Raw genomic sequence first — 20128 nt, forward strand, 5'->3', positions numbered from 1 at the left:
GTTGAAAAAGGGGAAAAAGGCTCTCGCTTTATTTGGAGCTTTATCTTTAGTACTAGTGCTTAGTGCATGTAGTACTGATCCGGTAACTTCTGAAAGTACAGGAATTTGGGATCATTATATTATTTGGAACTTTGTACGCGCGATCAAAGCCTTGAGTAATTTATTTGGCGGTAGTTATGGCTGGGGTATCGTTATTTTCACGATCATCGTTCGGATCATTATTTTACCGTTGATGTTTTACCAAATGAAATCGTCACGTAAGTCAATGGAAATTCAACCTCAGTTGAAAGCCTTGCAGGAAAAATATCCTGATCGTGATCAAGATTCAATGCGTGCGATGCAAGAAGAGCAAAAGAAACTGTATGCTGAAGCAGGGGTCAACCCGGTTGCCGGTTGTTTACCATTATTAGTTCAGATGCCTGTTTTGGTTGCTTTATATCAGGCTATCTTTAGATCGCAAGAATTGAAGACGGGTTCTTTTTTGTGGATGCAACTAGGTGATAAAGATCCGTACTTTATTTTGCCAGTTCTGGCTGCACTCTTCACGTTTGCAACGTCTAAATTGAGTACGATGTCTCAACCAGACACGGGACAAAAGGGTATGATGGCGGCCATGACATATGGGATGCCATTAATGATCTTTATTACAGCTCTGAGTGTTCCTTCTGCTTTGTCACTTTACTGGGTGATCACTAATGCTTTTTCAGTGGGACAAACACTTTTGATCAATAATCCGTTTAAGATCAACCGTGAACGTGCCGAAAAAGAACAAGCTAAGAAAGATCGCGAACGTAATTTGCAAAAAGCTAAGAAGAAAGCTTTGAAGAATCGTAAAAAATAGTATTTTATCTAGTCTAACGTAATGGTGTAAAATCAATTTTTTGATTTTGGACCATTTTTTAATCTCTGAAAAAATGAAAATTATAGTAAATTGGCCACAAAAAAATACGGAAATTAGTGTGATAATGACATTTTTTAAGTTAAGATACTGTTTTTTTGCTAGTTTCAATGGTATGTTAGAAAGGTAATTGATACATTATGGATTTAATAATGTTAAAATAGATATTAAACGTTTACAACGCTAATTAGATAAGCTATGATTTTAAATGTTGTATAAAACGTAAAAGGGAGAGGATCACATATGGAAAAACTGCTGGTTATTAATTCTGGTAGTTCAAGTTTGAAGTTTAAATTGTTTGTTATGCCTGAAGAAAAAGAAGTGGCAGATGGACTGGTAGATCGAATCGGTATTGCCGGCTCAAAAATTAAAATCAAATACGGTGATGGTCAAAAATATGAAAACGAAGAAGAGATCAAAGACCATGAAGTGGCCGTTGATCGTTTAACTTTCTTATTAAAAGACTTGGGTATTGTTAAAGAATTGAATGAGATCACTGCAGTTGGTCATCGTGTTGTTGCTGGTGGTGAATACTTTAAGCATTCAGTTGTTGTTGATGATGAAGTCATCAAACATATCGATGAAATTGCTGATATGGCACCACTGCATAACCCAGCTAATTTGATGGGTATCAAAGCATTTAAGGAAATCTTGCCAGATGCTTTTTCAGTTGCATCATTTGATACAGCTTTCCACCAAACAATGCCAGCTGTTAATTACTTATACAGTACACCTTATGAATGGTACAAAGATTACAGCGTCCGTCGTTATGGTGCACATGGTATCAGTCATAAGTATGTTTCTCAATTGGCTGCCGAAAAGCTTGGTAAACCAGTAGAAGATTTAAAACTGATCACTTGCCATTTGGGTGCTGGTTCTTCAGTATGTGCAGTTAAAAATGGGAAATCATTTGATGTTTCGATGGGCTTCACTCCATTAACTGGTGTGACGATGGCTACTCGTTCTGGTGATGTTGATGCTGCCTTACTGGGTTACATGATGGACAAATTGAACATTGATTCGATGGATGAAATGTTAGATATTTTGAATCACAAATCTGGTTTGATCGGTATCTCTGGTGTATCTTCAGATATGCGTGACTTGTTAGAAGCAGAAGGACAAGGCAATAAACGCGCTGGTTTGGCGATCGATATGTTTGTAAAGAATGTTGTTAAGTATATCGGTGAATATATTGCCGAAATGGGAGGAGTTGACGGTATTGTCTTTACTGCCGGTATTGGTGAAAACTCGATCCCAGTTCGTAAACGTATTATGGACCGTTTAGACTACCTTGGTTTAACTTATGATGATTCTAAAAACTCTGAAAATTATGAAGGTGTGATCTCACAACCAGATTCTAAGGTTGCAGTTTTACGTCTTTCAACGAACGAAGAATTAATGATCGCTCGTGATATTATGAAGTTAAAAAAAGAAGCCTAGGTGCTTTGATTTGAAATAATAAAAAAAGAAGCTGGGACATAGCTAGCTGTGCGATTCTAAAAGGGCCGCCGATCTAACTCCAAATTAAATGGGTTAGATCGGCGGCCCTTAAACGTGTTCCAAAAGATTTCTTATCTCGTTTTCTTTTTTAATTAATTTTTTTGACAGAGTTCCGAAGCTGCATCTGCGGGTGATGTACGATCGAGTCAAAATTTTTCCCTTTGATCAAAGCTAAGATACCTTTACCCGCTTCTTGTCCAACTCGTGTTCGTTGGTAATTCATAGTTGTCAATCCAGGGCCTAAATAAGCGGATGAGTCAAAATTATCAAAGCCAACTAGCGAGATATCTTGCGGGATAGTTAAGCTCATTTCCTTAAGTTTTGCTAAGATCTTAATAGCTAACTGGTCATTATAACAAGCAATTGCGGTCGGCCGGGTATCAGATTTTAAGTAATAGTCCATTTTTTTACTGATTTCGTCAAATGGTTCGTGTGAACTATACATAATAATATTACCTTCAGATAAATCAAGTGACAATTCTTGGTAGGCTTGCATGAACCCCCCCATACGATGGATACCTTGGGTATCATCAACTTGAAAAAGACCTAAGATATTTTTGTGGCCCATTTTTAGTAGGTAGGTAATCAAGCTTTTTTCCGCTAAAGTATCGTCATTTAAAATTACTGGTGCATCTATTTCAGGGTATTTGGCGTTGATAAAAAGCAGGGGGATCTTATTTTTTGAAATTTGCTCATAAATATCTAGATTTCGGTTGGGCTTTGCACTCTCACTAGGTTCAATGATCAAGCCTGCTACTTGTGAGTCTAGCATTTTAATCAGGCTCAAACGCTCTTTTTCTGGATCATTGTGGGTGTTTGCGAGTAATAATGAATAGTTTTCCTGTCCGATCTCCGTATCGATTTGTGAGATAACTTTTGGAAAAATATAGTCAGCAATGTGTGTACAAATTAAGCCGATCGTTTTACTTTCGGTATTTGCACACCATTTTTTATTCCATTCTTCAACGTACATTCCACTTCCTTGCACTTTATAGATAAAATGCTCATTTTGAAGCTCTGTCAAAGCTTTGCGTACAGCATAGCGTGAGACAGAAAACGTGGACATTAATTCTGTTTCTGTAGGTAATTTATCGTCCATTTTATATGAACTAAAAGTTATTTGATTCTTTAACTTCTCTTTGACCTTAGTGTAATCATTTTTCATTTTCTCTAACTCCATAATTTGTTTGAATAAATTTTATGTCATATAAATAGGATACCACAAGCAGCTTGCTTTGTGAAAAGGGCTTAATTCTCTCTTTATTATAGCTAGGTAGTACGCAATTAATACCAAATAATAAGATAAGGCAAAAAAATAAATAAAAGTTTCACAAAAAATGAAAGCTTGATATAAAAGGGCTTACAATGAAATTGTTTCACATATTTATGCGAATGAATTTTTTGAGAGGTTGAATTATTCGCATAAAATTACTATTATTAAAAACGTTTACAGGAAACGCCTAGTTCACTGAGGACGTTCTTAAACAAAAATGATGGATATAAGGGAGGAAAAATTCCGTGGCTCAAGAAAAGAAGATCTCGAGTAAATTTATTTATTTTTTTGGTTCCTTTGGTGGAATTTTATTTGGTTATGATATTGGCGTCATGACAGGTGCTTTGCCTTTTCTAAAAAATGACTGGAATTTGACCAATGCTTCTGTTATTGGTTGGATCACATCAGCCGTAATGTTTGGGGCAATTTTTGGTGGTGCCTTTGCTGGACAACTTTCAGATAAGTATGGTCGTCGTAAGATGATTTTAGTTTCGGCAGTGATTTTTGCTATTTTCTCATTACTTTCTATGGTATCGCCTGAAAATGGTTCAACGTATTTGATCATAATCAGAATGTTGTTAGGTTTGGCTGTGGGGGCTGCTTCAGCTCTGGTGCCAGCATATATGTCGGAAATGGCGCCTGCTAATGCGCGGGGTAGTTTATCTGGGTTGAACCAGACAATGATCACGTTAGGTATGCTTTTATCATATGTGATGGACTTTGTTTTAAAAGATTTACCACAAGCATGGGGTTGGCGTGTCATGCTGGGTTGTGCTGCAATTCCAGCTGTGATTTTATTGGCCGGTGTGATGAAGTTACCTGAATCACCACGTTTCTTGATCAATCATGGAAAGCCAGACGAAGCACGTAAGGTTTTGTCATATATTCGTAAAGATAAAAGTGAAATTGACTCCGAAATGCAATCGATCAGAGATACTTCTAAGCAAGAAAGTTCTGCTGCTAAAAAAACATCTTGGGGTACATTATTTACCGGTAAATATCGTTATCTAGTAATGGCCGGTGTTGGTGTTGCTACTTTCCAGCAATTTCAAGGTGCTAACGCAATTTTCTATTACATCCCATTGATCATTGAAGATGTAACTGGTAAGGCTGCTGATTCAGCTTTAGTTTGGCCAGTGATCCAAGGTGTGATCTTAGTTCTAGGTTCGCTTTTGTATATTGCGATCGCCGAAAAAGTTAAACGGCGGACATTGTTACTTATGGGTGGTACTGTAATGGGCTTGTCGTTTATCTTACCAGCTATTTTAAATGCAATGATCGATAACTTAAATCCATTCACAACTGTCGTATTCTTATTTATCTATGTTGCATTCTACTCATTTACATGGGCCCCATTAACCTGGGTCATTGTTGGTGAAATGTTCCCACTTGCTATTCGTGGTCGGGCTTCAGGTTTAGCTTCTTCCATGAACTGGGTCGGATCATGGGCCGTTGGTCTGATTTTCCCAATTATGACAGCTGCAATGTCACAAGAAATAGTTTTTGCAATTTTCGGTGTAATTTGTTTGGCAGGTGTTTTGTTCGTCCGTTACTGTGTTCCGGAAACGAAGGGACGTACACTTGAAGAAATCGAAGAAGCTGGAATGAATCATAGTAAGAACAAAGACTAGGAGGTAATTTCTGATGAATATTGCTGAAATAGCAAAAGAAATTCAGGCAGGTAAAACAGCTTTAGGGATCGAACTTGGCTCAACACAGATCAAATCAGTTCTAGTAACAGAAGATTTTAACCCCGTCGCTTCTGGTAGTTTTTTGTGGGAAAACAGTTTAAAAGATGGTGTATGGACTTATTCTTTAGACGAGATCTGGGATGGTATCAAACAAAGCTACCAACAAATGGCAGCCGAAGTTTCAACTAAATATCATATTCAACTTGAAAAAATAGGTTCGATCGGTGTTAGTGCGATGATGCATGGCTACTTAGCTTTTAATAAAGATAATGAATTATTAGTTCCATTTAGAACATGGAGAAACACGATCACAGGTGATGCTGCTGAAGAATTGACTAAGTTGTTTAATTTCAATATTCCATTACGTTGGAGTATTGCCCATCTTTACCATGCAATCTTGCAAAAAGAAGAACATGTTAAAGATGTAGACTTCATTACAACATTAGCTGGATACGTGCATTGGCAATTGTCAGGCAATAAAAATATCGGTGTCGGTGATGCATCAGGAATGTTCCCGATTGACAAAAACGGACAATTTGACCAAGAAAAAATGGCTCAGTTCGAGGACTTAGATTTGGTCAAACAATATCCTTGGAAGCTGCAAGATATTTTACCAACAGTATTAGAAGCTGGTCAAAGTGCCGGTAAATTAACAAAGGCAGGTGCTAAGTTACTTGATCCGAGTGGTAACTTACAAGCAGGTAGTGTCATGGCACCACCCGAAGGCGATGCGGGGACTGGTATGATCTCAACTAATAGTGTTAGAGAACGGACAGGTAATATTTCAGTTGGTACTTCAGAATTTTCAATGAATGTTTTAGATAAACCATTGAAAAAAGTACACCGTGATATCGATATCGTGCAAACACCCGATGGTTTACCTGTTGCGATGGTCCACATTAATAACTGTTCCTCTGATATTAATGCTTGGGCTGATATCTTTAAGGAATTTGCCGGGCGTTTAGGCATCAACCTTAAACCAGATGAACTGTATTCGACTTTATTCTTAGATACTACTAAAGGTGATCCAGATGCTGGCGGCTTAGTTAACTACAGTTATCTTTCAGGTGAACCTGTAACGAAGACTGATGAAGGACGACCGTTATTTGTCAGAACACCAAATAGTAACTTTAACTTAGCTAACTTTATGACGGCTCAATTGTACTCAGCTTTTGCTCCACTTAAAATCGGGATGGATATCTTGATCCATGAAGAAGGAGTTTCAACTGATGTAATGATCGCGCAAGGTGGTTTGTTCAAGACACCTGTTGTTGCACAACAAGTACTATCTAACGCTTTGAATTTACCGATCTCTGTCATGACAAATGCCAGCGTTGGTGGCCCTTGGGGAATGGCTGTTTTAGCACAGTATGTAGCTTCAGGAGCTAAAGAATCATTGGCTGATTACTTGGATACGAAAGTTTTCTCTGATTCAGAAACAATGACATTAAGCCCAGAAAAAGAGGGCGTTGATGGTTATGAGAAGTACATTGAACGCTATCAAGCAGGACTCCGCGTTGAAGATCAAGCTACAGTTTTAGAAGATCCAGTCGAAAAACAACAATAAAGGGTGAGTGGAATGTTAGAAGAGTTAAAACAAGAAGTTTATAAAGCCAATATGCAACTTCCGAGGTTAGACTTAGTTACCTTCACTTGGGGTAACGTTTCTGGGATCGATCGTGATAAGGGGTTATTTGTCATAAAACCATCCGGAGTCGATTATGACAAGTTGACGCCGGACGACATGGTCGTAGTTGATCTAGACGGAAATGTTGTTGAAGGTAAACTAAACCCGTCAAGTGATACACCGACTCATACAGTTTTATATAATAAGTTTCCAAATATCGGTGGGATCGTGCATACTCATTCGCCTTGGGCAGTTGCCTTTGCTTCTGCGGGAGTTGATGTTCCTGCGTTAAATACCACGCATGCAGATACATTTTATGGGCCAGTTCCGGTTTCAGATCCTTTGTCTAAAGAAGAAATCGAAGATGCCTATGAAGAAAACACAGGTAAAGTTATTGCACGGACATTTAAAGAACGCGGCATCGATGAAGATGCAGTTCCCGCTGTATTAGTTAACCAACATGGACCATTTACTTGGGGTGCTACTCCAGATAAAGCCGTTTATAATGCGAAGGTCCTTGAGGTTGCAGCTGAAATGGACTATCACGCCCTACAATTGGCAGGACATGAACAGATCGGTGTACCACAATATTTATTGGATAAACATTATTACAGAAAACATGGTAAGAATGCTTACTACGGCCAGGACAATGCCCAGTCACAATCACATGCTAAACGAAAGTAGTGAGGCTAAAATTGTTCGTTAACTAATTATGTGTATCAATTATAAAAATCGAGTGGCGTGTTAAAAAGCACAAAAGCTCAAAAAAATCTAAGGAGTGTTTTGAATGTTATCAGTACCAGAGTATGAATTTTGGTTTGCCGCAGGTAGTCAACCTCTTTATGGTGAAGACACATTGAAGAGTGTGGCTGATGATGCTAAAAAGATCGTTGAAGGTTTGAACGAAAAGGCTAACTTACCATATAAGATCGTCTTTAAAGATGTTTTAACAGATGCTGATGGTATCACTCAGTTTATGAAAGATGCTAACTACAACGATAAGGTCGCAGGTGTGATCACATGGATGCACACATTTTCACCGGCCAAAAACTGGATCCGTGGTACTAAATTATTACAAAAACCTTTGTTGCACTTTGCTACACAATATGCAGAAGGTATTCCTTATGAAACAATGGATTTTGATTACATGAACTTGAACCAAAGTGCTCATGGTGATCGTGAATATGGATACGTCAACGCTCGTTTGAATAAACAAAATAAAGTCATTTATGGTTTCTGGGGCGATAAAGATGTTCAAAAAGAAATCGCTGATTGGGAAGATGTTGCGGTTGCTTACAACGAATCATTCAATTTAAAGGTTGTTCGTTTCGGTGATACAATGCGTGACGTTGCTGTTACAGAAGGTGACAAGGTTCAAGCTCAGATCCAACTTGGCTGGACGGTTGACTACTACCCGATCGCAGACTTAGTTGAAGAGATCAACAAAGTTACTGAAAAAGAGATCGATGCTGAATACGAAGATTTGAAGTCTAAGTATGAATTAGTTCAAGGCGATAATGATACTGAAAAATACGAACATGCAGTTCGTTATCAATTGAAACAATATATCGCTATGAAACGGTTCTTCGAGCGTGGTGGTTACTCAGCATTTACAACTAACTTCCAAGACTTACATGATATGGAAGAATTACAAGGCTTATCCGCTCAATTGTTGATGCGCGATGGTTATGGATTTGCTGGTGAAGGTGACTGGAAGACGGCTGCTTTATTGCGGATCTTCAAGATTATGACACATAACAAGCAAACAGCCTTCATGGAAGACTATATCCTTGACTTGCGTAAAGGTCATGAAGCGATCCTCGGTTCTCATATGCTAGAAGTTGATCCTTCGATCGCATCTGAAAAACCACGTGTTGAAGTTCATCCATTAGATATTGGGGGTAAAGATGATCCTGCACGTTTGGTATTTACTGGTTCTGAAGGTGACGCTATCGATGTTACAATGGCTGATTTCCGTGATGGCTTTAAGATCATCAGTTATCCAGTTGAAGCTAATAAACCAGAAAGTGAAACACCGCATTTGCCAGTTGCTAAGCAATTATGGACTCCAAAAGTTGGCTTGAAGAAGGGTGCTACAGACTGGATCCACGCTGGTGGAGGTCATCATACAGTATTCTCATTCACTGCTAGTGAACAACAAGTTGCTGATTTAGCAAACTTATACCAAGCAAACTTGGTTGAAATCAAATAAGAAATAACTATGATTGTTTCACGTGAAACAATTTAGTCAGGAAAACACATACGACGTATAAAGTTTGAATCATAAGGTTAAACAGAGCAGTTCTTGATCAGGGGGGCTGCTCTGTTTTTATGCGTAAAAGGGGGCTGGGACAAAACTAGCTGTCCAATACTAAAAGGGCTGTCGATCTATCCCATTAAATGGATAAATCGACAGCCCTTAAACGTGTTCCAAAACATCTTTTGTCTCACTCTTTAAAATAGCTTTTTTAATTTAAGATGCTAACCCATCACCGTATACGATCACAGGCATGCCTTGTTGACTACGAGCAAATAGTTTTTTCATATCAGCTGGAGCGACATTGATGCAACCGTTTGAACCTTGTTCGTGACGTACTGCTGGATTTCCTAATGTTTTTTTGGGGACCCACGGCGCTGAGTGAATAAAGATCCCATCATCAGTTAGATCCATGGCTTGGGGCACATGCGATTCATATTTAGAACCGTCATTAGATGTACCACGCATAGTCATAGGAGCTTTACGCCATTTAATATAATAATAACCAGTCGGAGTCGCGATGTTAACCTTGGGCGAACCGGTATTAACGGGGGCTTTTTGAACAACTTTGTTGTTTTCTACCAGATAAAGTTGTTCGTGAGTTAAGTCAACTTCGATGTGATTTTCTTTTTTAATGTCATTCAAAGTATCTTTATCGAATTTTTGTTCAGCGTTATTGATGTTTTTTGCGGCGATATCAAGCTTTCCGTTTAATAATTGTTCTTGTAAATAGCGTCCTTCATCATATTCCTTTAGATTCCAGCCAAGAGTCCCTTGTGTATTTTCAAAAGAAACATTTTGTCCTTGAACAGTTGTGAAATCAGCTTTTTGTGAACCGGATAAAGCATATTTTTGATTGATCTTATGAATATAGTTGGAGCTGGGACTTAGGTTTAAATCAGGGCCCTTTTCAGTGATCGTACCTTCAGTTAATACGTCCTTAACAGGTGTAGTTTCTGTTTTGCCCATTACTTTATACTTGAAGTCTTGCCCTAAAATATCATTTATTTTTGCATATTCTTTTTTGCCATCCCAAGAAGGCTTTTTCATAATGACATTCAACGTTTGTTTTGGATCATTATTGGGATCCAATTTTGAACTAACCTTTTTGAAGGTTGCTTCTGGATCGATCTGATCACCAGCTTTTGCTTCTTGTAACTGGGCTTTTCCATCTGCCAGCTTGATTTGCGCGTTTTGTGGTGCAGTTCGCTGCTGGTTAGATTGCTTGATTTTTTGTGTAATTTGTTTTTTTTGTTTATCTAAACTGTCAATGGCAGCTTTCTTATCGTAGATACTAGTCTTTTTGGCTGGGTCAGCTTTGCTGGCAAACGGATGAATGCGTCTTTGATGCATTAAATCTTTTAATTCATCACGATAAGCGTGGTTGGCGGCTATTTTCAATTGTCCTTGATAGATAGTCTTCTTAGTTTTAGGATCCTTGAGCGTAAATTCTGGTTCCTTCAGATTCGAACTAATTTTAGTGTCTGCGTCTTTATAGGATAGTTTGCCGACTTGCACACCTTGAACAACAGTATCTTTGGCAAAGTGTGTGGCGCGCCAGCCATAATAGCCACCTCCGCTTGCAGCAAGTATAGCGATCACGACTACTAACCAGATCTTATTATTAGTTTTCAAATTTAAAACACCTTTCTGAGCTTTAAATTAAGCGGTTTATTTAAGTTAAAAATTAGTTTTTAGCTTGAGAAAATAAGCTTGTTAAAAAAAAACTCATATTAGCGTATAATAGCACAAACATTTGTAAGAATACAATATGTTGTTCTTTAAGATACAGGACAGATTGAATTTTTTTATTCAATAACAAAAATAATTTATATGAAAAAATAGTCTAAAATATATTTAAAATAATTATACTATACCAATTTAAGGTATGAAAAAATATACTTTGTGAATAATTACGGCTAAAATTAATGCTTGTTAATTAGATCTGAGCAAATACATATATCAAGCGGTTGAAAATGCTTAATTTAAGTAATATCATAGTTATATTAACTTTGAATAAAATATATACGCTAACTTTGTGAGGTAATCATAATGGTACACGGTTCAAATCAACCAAACCAATTTAAAAATACAGAAGAAACAAACGAAAGACAATATTTACGTGAAATAATGGAGGAAAGATTTCCGACAAAAGAAGCAGCGGTTGCGGAAATTATGAACTTAGAGGCTATTTTACATCTGCCGAAAGCAACAGAACATTTTGTGAGTGATCTACACGGAGAATACAGTGCGTTTGATCATATTTTACGGAATGGTTCAGGGAATATAAAAAATAAGATCATGGATGTTTTTGGTGGCAGATTAACAGCAAGCCACTTACAAAACTTTGCAATCTTAATTTATTACCCCGAAGAAAAACTTGAATATAAGAAACGGCAACTTCAATATGATGAAGATGGTACTTTAGAGCAATGGTATTTAGATACAATCCAGCGGCTGATAGAGTTATTAGAATTTGTATCGACTAAATACACTAGGTCTAAAGTCCGGAAGGCTCTTGACCCAAATTTTGCCTATATAACGGAAGAATTATTGTACACAGATCCCCAAGAATTTGATAAGCGGAGTTATATCGATCAATTGATGACTAACTTAGTTTCTTTAGGAGTCACAGATGAATTTATTATCGCTACTTGTTATACGATCCAACAATTAGTTGTTGACCATTTGCATGTTTTAGGCGATATCTATGATCGAGGTGAGCACCCTGAGTTGATCATGGATCGTTTAATGTCGTATCATTCCGTTGACATTCAGTGGGGTAATCATGACATGTTATGGGTCGGTGCATCATCAGGGTCAGCTTTATGTATGTTGAATTTGTTGCGGATCAGTGCTCGCTATAATAATTTGGCAACGATCGAGGATGCGTATGGGATCAGCCTCCGTCATTTATCTCGTTTTGCTGAGCAAAATTATTCTGATAATCCTGCTTTTCGCCCGAAGTTGGTTGAAGGTGATACCTTTAGCTTTGACGGTGAGAAATTACAGTTGACCCAGATTCAACAGGCTGTTTCGATTATGCAATTTAAGATGGAAGTCCAAACCATCGCCAGAGAACCAGATTTTGATATGAATGATCGGGCTTTACTAAATGAGATCGACTACGATAAAAAGACGATTCAGATACATGGTAAAACTTACCAGTTAACTAATACTTGTTTTGATTTGATCGATCCTAAAGATCCTGGCAAATTGACGTCAGAAGAACAAGAATTGATCGAAGGTTTATTACATTCTTTCGTGGAATCTAAGAGTTTACAGCGGCACTTGGATTTCTTAGTGAACAAGGGCAGTATGTATCTGTGTTATAATAACAACTTGTTGTTACATGGTTGCATGCCAGTTAATGAGAAGGGTGAATTGTTACCGTTTAAGTATCATGGTCGAGAATATCGTGGTAAACAATTGGTGGATTTCTTCGACCAACAAGTGCGCCACGCATATAATGATCCGTGTGGTAATGATCATAGCGCAGCAGATCTGATCTGGTATTTGTGGCAAGGACCAATTTCTCCATTATTTGGGAAACAAGCGATGACTACCTTTGAACGTTATTTTATCAAAGATAAGGCTTCGCATGAGGAAGTAAGAAATCCGTATTTCAAATTACGGCATAATGAACAATTTACTGACAACTTACTAAAGGAATTCGGTTTGGATCCAGCGGATGGACATGTGATCAACGGGCATACGCCTGTCAAAAGAGGACATGATGCGATCATGGCAAATGGAAAGATGCTAGTGATCGATGGTGGTTATTCTAAAGCCTATCAGCCGACCACTGGATTTGGTGGTTATACGCTTTTATATAACTCATATGGCTTACAACTGGTCGAACATCATCCATTTACATCAAAGAAAGATTCGATCGTAAATGGAACAGATATTGTTTCTTCTAGAAGAGTGGTCAATCATGAAGTCCACCGTAAATCGGTAGCGGATACGGATATTGGGTCACGTTTGAAAGAAAACGTCAAAATACTGCGTGGGCTACTGGATGAATATTAAAAGGGCATAGTAAAACAAAAAAATAAGTTTTACCAGGACCCATGTTATAGGGTGTTATGTTCGAGATGCTCGAAAAAATTAAAAAAGAGTCCAGGAAAGTTTTTATGCTTTCTTGGACTCTTTTCATATATTTTTGTCTCAGGATAATAGTTCAAATCCTGGAGCAATGACTGTGACATCTTTTGGATCTAAGCCACTGACTAAGATTTTATTGTCCTTAGTTATAAAGACCGCGCCGTATAAGTTAGGGTCATTTTTACCCCAATCTTTGACTGGTTTTCCAGCAAAGAATAATTCTGTTGTGTGGATCTCGCCATCGATCGAATATTTCGAAAAAACAGTGACACTCGCCAAATTATTGCTGCGAGGGTAACCAGTTTTTGAGTCTAAAATATGGTGGTAACTCTTGCCATTAATATCTAAATGTCGTTCGTAGATTCCACTAGTTACGATAGAACATGCCGGAGTCTTAACGACTGCAACGGCTTGACCACGCTGATCTTTAGGTGCTTGAACGCCAACACGCCATAAACCATCATCATGTACAGGTTGTTTTCCTATAAGTAAAAGATTACCGCCCAAGTCGATCATTCCGTTATTGATCCCGCGTGCAGCCCAGAGGTCCTTGATCCGGTCAGCGATAAAGCCCTTTGCGATCCCACCAAGATCGATTTTCATGCCTGTTTTCTTTAAAAAAACGGTTTGGTCTTTGTCGTTTAATTCAATTTGAGCGGGATCAACGATCGGCAAACGTTCGTTGATTTCTGCTTGGGTTGGTAGTTGAGCATCGTCGAAACCGATTTCCCATAACTTGACCAAGGGCCCGATAGCAGTGTTAAAACCTAAGTGTTGCCGACTGATTTCAACAGCTCTTTTGATCAGGGCGTAAACACCATTTGAAACTTGAACGGGCTTTTTTCCGGCAGCGTGGTTGACAGCCATCACTTCAGATTCTGGACGATTAACTGTAAGTAGGTCTTCATAGCGAACAATCAAAGCATTGGCTGCGTCTAGGTCAGCTTCGGTAGTAGCACCGAAAGTAGTTAAGGTGATCTTGGTTCCTAAACCATAGTATTGTTTAGTTAAGCGTTGTTCCGCAACTTTTTTTACTGGTTCTGAATGCAGATCTGTCCAAAGAACTGTATTTTCGTTAGTCATATTTTTCATCCTCATCTCATATAACACAAAATTAACTTTCGTATTTCATTTTAACACAGGCCATTAAGTAGACGATAGTTATAATGAATGCGCAACCATTAATCTAAATACTTTTTTGGGCACATTTATGGGCCGTTGATTTAACCCGTTTAACGGGATAGATCAACGGCCCTTTTAGGGTTGGACAGCTAGTTTTGTTCCAATGCCGTTTTTGTTATGACTTAAACTTATTGTTGGGTACTTAATAATTCAATAATTTCATCTTGTGGGATACCGGCAAAGAAACGTGAAAGGTCGATCGTTTTCAGCTTATCTTTGATTTTTCCTTGAGCATACTGTGTTCCCTTTAAGCTATCTTGTAACTCGTCCACATTTTCTGGTCCAAAGAAGTCACCATAGATCACGGCATTTTCAATTACCCCATTTTGGACATTGAAGCGGGCGTCGATCGTTCCACCATTAAAGTGTTTACGTCGTTGTACGGTAAATTTAGGTGATTTGCCATAAACCCAGTCCCAATTATAATAAATATCTTGTTCAAGTTTGGCGATTTCTTTTTTGTCTTCATCATCTAAAAAGTAAGCATAGTTTTCTTCAGCTTCTTTGATCGAATTTGTTTTCCAAATCTTTTTGATTAATTCATCGCGGAGTTGGAAGGTATTCATGTTACGGTATTCTTCCTTTAAATATGGCTTAATGTTGACGACACGTGAGCGGACAGATTTGATCCCCTTGGATTGGATCTTATCTTTGGGAACACGTAAAGCATTAGTAACGACATCTGTATCAACGTCAAACATGCATGTTCCGTGCGAGAAAGTTTTCCCATCACGAGTATACATTGCATTACCTGAGAATTTCTTTCCATCTAGTACGATGTCATTACGACCAGTAACTTCAATGTTAGATGCGCCCATTTCTTTCAAACCGTCAACAACCGGTTGGACCATTGATTTGAAGTCACCAAATTTCTGGTCTTTAGCAGGTACGACCATACTAAAGCACATGTTACCAAAATCCTGATACATTGCACCACCACCTGATAGACGACGTGTGATAGTAATGTTGTGTTCGCGACAGTATTCAGGATCGATCTCTTCCATTGTATTTTGGTTTCGGCCCACGATGATACATGGTCCTTCAATGTAAAACAGCATGAATGGTGGGGTCATCTTACCACTATTCATTAAGTACTGTTCAGTTGCAAGGTTAGTCCGAATATCCTTGGTGTCCATTGCGATGTATTGCATGTTAAGTTTCTCTCCCTTATTTAAAGAACAGCTGAGAAACATGGTGTATAGCGGTTGTGCTAATATTAGTCTAATATTTACCCAACTGTTCTTTTTTAATTATTATTCAAAAAAGTTAACTAAAATAAAACCGTGATTTTTGAACTTTGGTAGGTCAACGATCTTTGCGTACGCTTTCATGCTACCATTAAAAATATTTTAATTCAAAAAAGTTTGCTGTGCCTAATATTTTGGTATTAGATAATGATTTTAATTATTTGTCATAAAAAAATCCCCCAAAAAGAGGGATCAATTTATTGAAGAATTCTAGATGTTAGTTGGGAAACCTAAACCAACATCAGCAGCATCCATAACACCTTCAGCTAAGGATGGGTGTGGATGGATCGTCAAAGCAACATCATCAAGTGTTGCACCTGATTCAACAGCTAAAGTCAATTCAGTGATCAAATCAGCAGCGTTTGCCCCAACGATTTGAGCGCCGACGATTTGTTTTGTATCTTTAACGAATACCAAACGGATGAAACCTTGAGTTGCATCCATCGTGATCGCACGACCATTTGCTGCAAATGGAAATTGTGCTTTCTTGACATCAAGGCCTTGATCTTTAGCTTCAGCGACTGTTAGACCAGTCGTAGCAATTTGTTCGCCAGTATAACAAACAGCTGGCATTGCACGATAATCAACGATACTTGATTTACCAGAAATAGCTTCAGCAGCGATCTTGCCTTCGTAACTAGCTTTGTGAGCCAATGCCGAGCCAGCGACAACATCACCGATCGCAAAAATGTGAGAAACATTTGTCCGACCTTGGTTGTCAACCTTGATCAAGCCACGGTCATCAGTTTCAACCTTAGCTTGTTCAAGACCCATTTCAGTTGTGTTTGGTTTACGTCCAACTGAAACAATGCAGTAGTCAGCTTTGAAGCTTTTAGTTTCACCATTAATTTCAGCGGTAACCGTGACAGAATCATCAGTTTGTTCAGCTTTTTGTGCCATAGCTGAAGTATAAATATCAACGTTGTGGTCAGTCATACCTTTTTGTACGACTTTGACCATGTCAGATTCATAGTTGGCTAAGATCGAATCCATTCCTTCTAAGATCGTTACATGAGCGCCAAGTTCAGCGTAGGCTGAGGCTAATTCACTACCGATATAGCCCCCACCGATCACAACTAATTCTTTAGGAACTTCTTTAAGTGCTAAGGCACCCGTTGAATCAATTACACGACCTTCAAATTTAAAGTTTGGGATCTCGATCGGATGACTACCAGAAGCCACGATCAAGTTATTAAAGTTATAAGTCTGGGCGGAATCATCATCACTTATCACACGTAAGCTATGGTCGTCTTTCAAGAAAGCCTCGCCACGTAAAACATCGATATGATGTTTCTTGAAGAGGCCAGAAACGCCACTTGTCAGTTTATTGACAACGGAACTTTTCCACTCCTGAGTTTTTGTAAAATCGATCGTTGCATCTTTAGTAGCGATCCCCATATCACTTGTACCTAGAGCGTGCTGATAACGGTGAGCTGCTTCGATCAAAGCCTTAGAAGGGATACAGCCAACGTTTAAGCAAACACCACCGATAAATTCGCGTTCGATCACCGTAACTTTTTGTCCTAATTCAGCTGCGTGGATCGCTGCAACATAGCCACCAGGGCCAGCACCGATCACAACAGTATCTAAATCTTCTGCAAAATCTCCAACTACCATTTAATTATCCCTCCATCAAAAGTAATTCTGGGTCACCCAGTAGTTCTTTCAGACGGTTAACTGCACGTTGCGCGGTTGCACCATCGATCACACGGTGGTCAAAAGCCATCGTCAACTTCAAGACACGAGCTGATTTAACTTCACCGTCGATCACAACTGGTTCTGGGCTGATCTTACCAATACCTAAGATAGCAACTTCAGGGAAGTTGATAATTGGGGTAAAGAAACCACCTCCAACTGAACCGATGTTAGTAATTGAAATTCCTGTGTGGCTCATGTCACCTGAACTTAACTTACCTTCTTTAGCTTTTTCTGTATTAGCGCTGATCGAACGTGCAATATCGAAGAGACTTTGTTGGTCAGCATGTTTAACGTTTGGAACAAAGAGGCCACGGTCAGTATCAGTAGCGATACCGATGTTGATATAGTCTTTAAAGATGCTTTGTTTATTATCCATATCAACTTGTGAGTTGAAAATCGGGAACTCTTTCAAAACAACGGCAAGTGCCTTTGTAACGTAAGCTAAGAATGTTAAGTGAACACCCTTAGAAGCAGCGAGTTCTTTGTATTTCTTACGGTGATCCCACATTTTGTCGACGACAACTTCATCAAAGATGTGTACATGAGGAATATTGTCGTTTGAACGACTCATTGCTTTAGCTGTAGCAAAGCGAATGCCTGACATCTTTTCTGTGTGTTCTGGCCAGTCTGGTGAAGTTGAAACTGGAGCTGCAGCTGTCTTTTGCTTTTCAGCGGGTTGTTCTGTTGTTTCAGTTTCAGCAGTGGCTGTGCCACCAGCTAAGAAGCTGTCAATATCAGTTTTTAAGATCTGTCCATGATTACCACTACCACTGATTTGTGTTAAATCAGCACCTTTATCGCGTGCATACGCACGAACACCGGGCATTGCTAAAACTGGCAAGGAGTGGTCTTGTTTTTCACCAGTTGGGGTTGCAGCAGGTGCACTCGCTGCTGATTTTTCCTTAGGACTTTCAGCAGGAGCCCCAGCTTCACTAGTGTCACCTTCAACGTTACCTTGGCCCGCAGCAACTGCGAATTCGACGATCGTTTGACCGACGTCAGCAGTGTCGCCTTCACCGACCAAAATTTTTGTAACAGTGCCAGAAACAGGTGCTGGTAATTCTTCAGTCGATTTATCGTTTTCGATGGAAACTAGATCTCCATCTGCTTCAACTTTATCTCCTTCTTTGACATACCATTCACCAATCGTACCTTCTGCCATTCCTTCACCGACATCGGGTAGTTTAAAGGCGTAAGTTTCTTGACCGCCATTAGTAGCTGGCGCTGCTTCTTTCTTTGTTTCGGCTGGTTTTTCTTCAGTTTCGCCGCCAGAAACATTACCTTTACCATCAGCAACTTCTAGTTCGACTAAAGGTTGACCCACTTCGGCAGTCTCACCTTCAGGAACTAAAATTTTGCTAATTTTGCCACCAACAGGTGCGGGAAGTTCTTCAACGGACTTATCGTTTTCGATTTGAACCAAATCTCCGTCTTCTTTAACTTCGTCGCCTTCCTTAACATGCCATTCACCGACTGTACCTTCAGCGATACCTTCGCCAATATCAGGCAGGTTGAATTGATATTTCTCCATTTGTTATATACCCCCGTATATTTGATCGAATTTATATGAGAGACCAGCAAAACTTATTTAAAGACTCATACTATGAGCAAGCTAAAAATAATATGAGCCTTTAATAAGGCCTGCTTATCTGCCCCATCACGCCTGATGCTTAATAATTTACGATTTCTTTAGCTTTTTCAATAATATCGTCCTTATTTGGAAGCCATATTTCTTCTGCTTGACTGAATGGATATGGAGTATCTGGTGCTGAAACTCTACCAATTGGTGATTCAAGTGATAAGATCGCTTTTTCAGCAATGATCGAAGCAACTTGTCCCATGACTCCAGCCTGATTTTGAGCTTCTTGTACTAAGACAGCTCGACCAGTCTTTTTAACAGAATTGATGATCGTTTCTTCATCCAACGGGGAAATCGTTCGTAAGTCGACTACTTCAGCTTCGATACCTTCTTTAGCTAAAGCATCTGCGGCTTTCAAACTTTCCTGGACCATATAACCGTAAGAAACAAGTGTAATATCTTTACCTTCACGTTTAACATCGGCTTTGTCCAATGGAACAGTGTAAGAGTCTTCTGGAATTTCTTCTTTAAATGAACGATAAAGTTTCATGTGTTCTAAGAATACAACCGGATCATCAGAACGGATCGATGAAGCTAGTAAGCCCTTAGCGTCATATGGGCCACTTGGTATAACAACACGTAGACCGGGTGTTTGAGCTAATAAGCCTTCCAAACTATCAGCGTGGAGTTCTGGTGTGTGAACACCACCACCAAATGGAGCACGGATCGTGATCGGCATCTTACGTGAGCCGCCCATCCGGTGGCCTGTCCGTGAAATTTGTCCAGCGATCTCATCCATTGTTTCAAATACAAAACCAAAGAATTGAATCTCAGGCACGGGACGGAAGCCTTCTAAAGCAAGTCCCATTGCTAAACCATTGATCCCTGATTCGGCTAATGGTGTATCAAAAACACGGTCTTCACCGTTTTCATCTTGTAAACCGTCTGTGGCACGGAAAACACCACCGTTACGGCCAACGTCTTCACCGAAAACTAGAACTTTTTCATCTCGTTTGATTTCTTCATCTAGGCCTTGAGTAATTGCCTTGACCATCGATAATTTAGCCAT

Annotated in this window: 14 protein-coding genes; 7 read left to right on the top strand and 7 right to left on the bottom strand. The window is 39.0% G+C overall.

The window, feature by feature from the left end:
- The first annotated feature begins 1 nt into the window (after position 1).
- On the top strand, positions 2-841 hold the full coding sequence (yidC, locus tag LACPOB_RS0104825; RefSeq protein WP_017867702.1) for a membrane protein insertase YidC: 840 nt from the start codon (positions 2-4) through the stop codon (positions 839-841).
- A gap of 300 nt (positions 842-1141) precedes the next feature.
- Positions 1142-2338, top strand: a complete 1197-nt coding sequence (locus LACPOB_RS0104830; protein ID WP_017867703.1) for an acetate/propionate family kinase — start codon at positions 1142-1144, stop codon at positions 2336-2338.
- Between the two features lie 148 nt (positions 2339-2486).
- On the opposite strand, the gene LACPOB_RS0104835 is transcribed toward LACPOB_RS0104830, so the two are convergent.
- Positions 2487-3563: a GntR family transcriptional regulator gene (locus tag LACPOB_RS0104835; RefSeq protein ID WP_017867704.1), complete on the bottom strand. Its 1077-nt coding sequence runs from the start codon at positions 3561-3563 to the stop codon at positions 2487-2489.
- Between the two features lie 353 nt (positions 3564-3916).
- Between LACPOB_RS0104835 and LACPOB_RS0104840 the strand changes: the two genes are divergently transcribed.
- From LACPOB_RS0104840 to araA, 4 genes are all read left to right on the top strand, one after another.
- On the top strand, positions 3917-5302 hold the full coding sequence (locus LACPOB_RS0104840; RefSeq protein WP_017867705.1) for a sugar porter family MFS transporter: 1386 nt from the start codon (positions 3917-3919) through the stop codon (positions 5300-5302).
- Between the two features lie 13 nt (positions 5303-5315).
- The gene (locus LACPOB_RS0104845; RefSeq protein ID WP_017867706.1) at positions 5316-6929 is read left to right on the top strand and encodes a xylulokinase; all 1614 of its coding nucleotides are present in this window, start codon (positions 5316-5318) and stop codon (positions 6927-6929) included.
- Positions 6930-6941: 12 nt separating this feature from the next.
- The gene (locus tag LACPOB_RS0104850; protein WP_017867707.1) at positions 6942-7673 is read left to right on the top strand and encodes an L-ribulose-5-phosphate 4-epimerase; all 732 of its coding nucleotides are present in this window, start codon (positions 6942-6944) and stop codon (positions 7671-7673) included.
- 103 nt (positions 7674-7776) lie between these two features.
- Positions 7777-9201: an L-arabinose isomerase gene (gene araA, locus LACPOB_RS0104855; protein ID WP_017867708.1), complete on the top strand. Its 1425-nt coding sequence runs from the start codon at positions 7777-7779 to the stop codon at positions 9199-9201.
- 261 nt (positions 9202-9462) lie between these two features.
- On the opposite strand, the gene LACPOB_RS0104860 is transcribed toward araA, so the two are convergent.
- Positions 9463-10881 carry a L,D-transpeptidase family protein gene (locus LACPOB_RS0104860; RefSeq protein WP_017867709.1) on the bottom strand — a complete coding sequence of 473 codons (1419 nt, stop codon included), beginning with the start codon at positions 10879-10881 and terminating at the stop codon, positions 9463-9465.
- A gap of 417 nt (positions 10882-11298) precedes the next feature.
- On the opposite strand from LACPOB_RS0104860, the gene LACPOB_RS0104865 reads away from it, so the two are divergent.
- Positions 11299-13278 carry a fructose-bisphosphatase class III gene (locus LACPOB_RS0104865; RefSeq protein ID WP_017867710.1) on the top strand — a complete coding sequence of 660 codons (1980 nt, stop codon included), beginning with the start codon at positions 11299-11301 and terminating at the stop codon, positions 13276-13278.
- Between the two features lie 138 nt (positions 13279-13416).
- Here LACPOB_RS0104865 and LACPOB_RS0104870 read toward each other — a convergent pair whose 3' ends face one another.
- The 5 genes from LACPOB_RS0104870 to LACPOB_RS0104890 all read right to left on the bottom strand — a co-directional run bounded on the left by LACPOB_RS0104870 (position 13417) and on the right by LACPOB_RS0104890 (position 20128).
- Positions 13417-14436 carry an FAD:protein FMN transferase gene (locus LACPOB_RS0104870; RefSeq protein ID WP_017867711.1) on the bottom strand — a complete coding sequence of 340 codons (1020 nt, stop codon included), beginning with the start codon at positions 14434-14436 and terminating at the stop codon, positions 13417-13419.
- Between the two features lie 227 nt (positions 14437-14663).
- The gene (gene lplA / locus LACPOB_RS0104875) at positions 14664-15686 is read right to left on the bottom strand and encodes a lipoate--protein ligase (protein ID WP_017867712.1); all 1023 of its coding nucleotides are present in this window, start codon (positions 15684-15686) and stop codon (positions 14664-14666) included.
- 306 nt (positions 15687-15992) lie between these two features.
- Positions 15993-17399, bottom strand: coding sequence for a dihydrolipoyl dehydrogenase (gene lpdA, locus LACPOB_RS0104880; protein ID WP_017867713.1), 1407 nt, complete (start codon positions 17397-17399; stop codon positions 15993-15995).
- 4 nt (positions 17400-17403) lie between these two features.
- The gene (locus tag LACPOB_RS0104885; protein ID WP_017867714.1) at positions 17404-19011 is read right to left on the bottom strand and encodes a 2-oxo acid dehydrogenase subunit E2; all 1608 of its coding nucleotides are present in this window, start codon (positions 19009-19011) and stop codon (positions 17404-17406) included.
- A 139-nt stretch (positions 19012-19150) separates the two neighbouring features.
- Positions 19151-20128 (bottom strand): alpha-ketoacid dehydrogenase subunit beta, encoded by a 978-nt coding sequence (locus LACPOB_RS0104890; RefSeq protein WP_017867715.1) that lies wholly within the window; start codon positions 20126-20128, stop codon positions 19151-19153.

It is taken from the genome of Ligilactobacillus pobuzihii E100301 = KCTC 13174 (assembly GCF_000349725.1).
In the GTDB taxonomy this organism is placed as follows: Bacteria; Bacillota; Bacilli; order Lactobacillales; family Lactobacillaceae; genus Ligilactobacillus; species Ligilactobacillus pobuzihii.

Coding starts and splice junctions, on each gene's coding strand:
- lplA (WP_017867712.1), bottom strand. CDS start 15,686: ATGCAATACATCGCAATGGACACCAAGGATATTCGGACTAACCTTGCA.
- LACPOB_RS0104835 (WP_017867704.1), bottom strand. CDS start 3,563: ATGAAAAATGATTACACTAAGGTCAAAGAGAAGTTAAAGAATCAAATA.
- LACPOB_RS0104885 (WP_017867714.1), bottom strand. CDS start 19,011: ATGGAGAAATATCAATTCAACCTGCCTGATATTGGCGAAGGTATCGCT.
- araA (WP_017867708.1), top strand. CDS start 7,777: ATGTTATCAGTACCAGAGTATGAATTTTGGTTTGCCGCAGGTAGTCAA.
- LACPOB_RS0104845 (WP_017867706.1), top strand. CDS start 5,316: ATGAATATTGCTGAAATAGCAAAAGAAATTCAGGCAGGTAAAACAGCT.
- LACPOB_RS0104890 (WP_017867715.1), bottom strand. CDS start 20,128: ATGGCTAAATTATCGATGGTCAAGGCAATTACTCAAGGCCTAGATGAA.
- LACPOB_RS0104850 (WP_017867707.1), top strand. CDS start 6,942: ATGTTAGAAGAGTTAAAACAAGAAGTTTATAAAGCCAATATGCAACTT.
- lpdA (WP_017867713.1), bottom strand. CDS start 17,399: ATGGTAGTTGGAGATTTTGCAGAAGATTTAGATACTGTTGTGATCGGT.
- LACPOB_RS0104865 (WP_017867710.1), top strand. CDS start 11,299: ATGGTACACGGTTCAAATCAACCAAACCAATTTAAAAATACAGAAGAA.
- LACPOB_RS0104830 (WP_017867703.1), top strand. CDS start 1,142: ATGGAAAAACTGCTGGTTATTAATTCTGGTAGTTCAAGTTTGAAGTTT.
- LACPOB_RS0104870 (WP_017867711.1), bottom strand. CDS start 14,436: ATGACTAACGAAAATACAGTTCTTTGGACAGATCTGCATTCAGAACCA.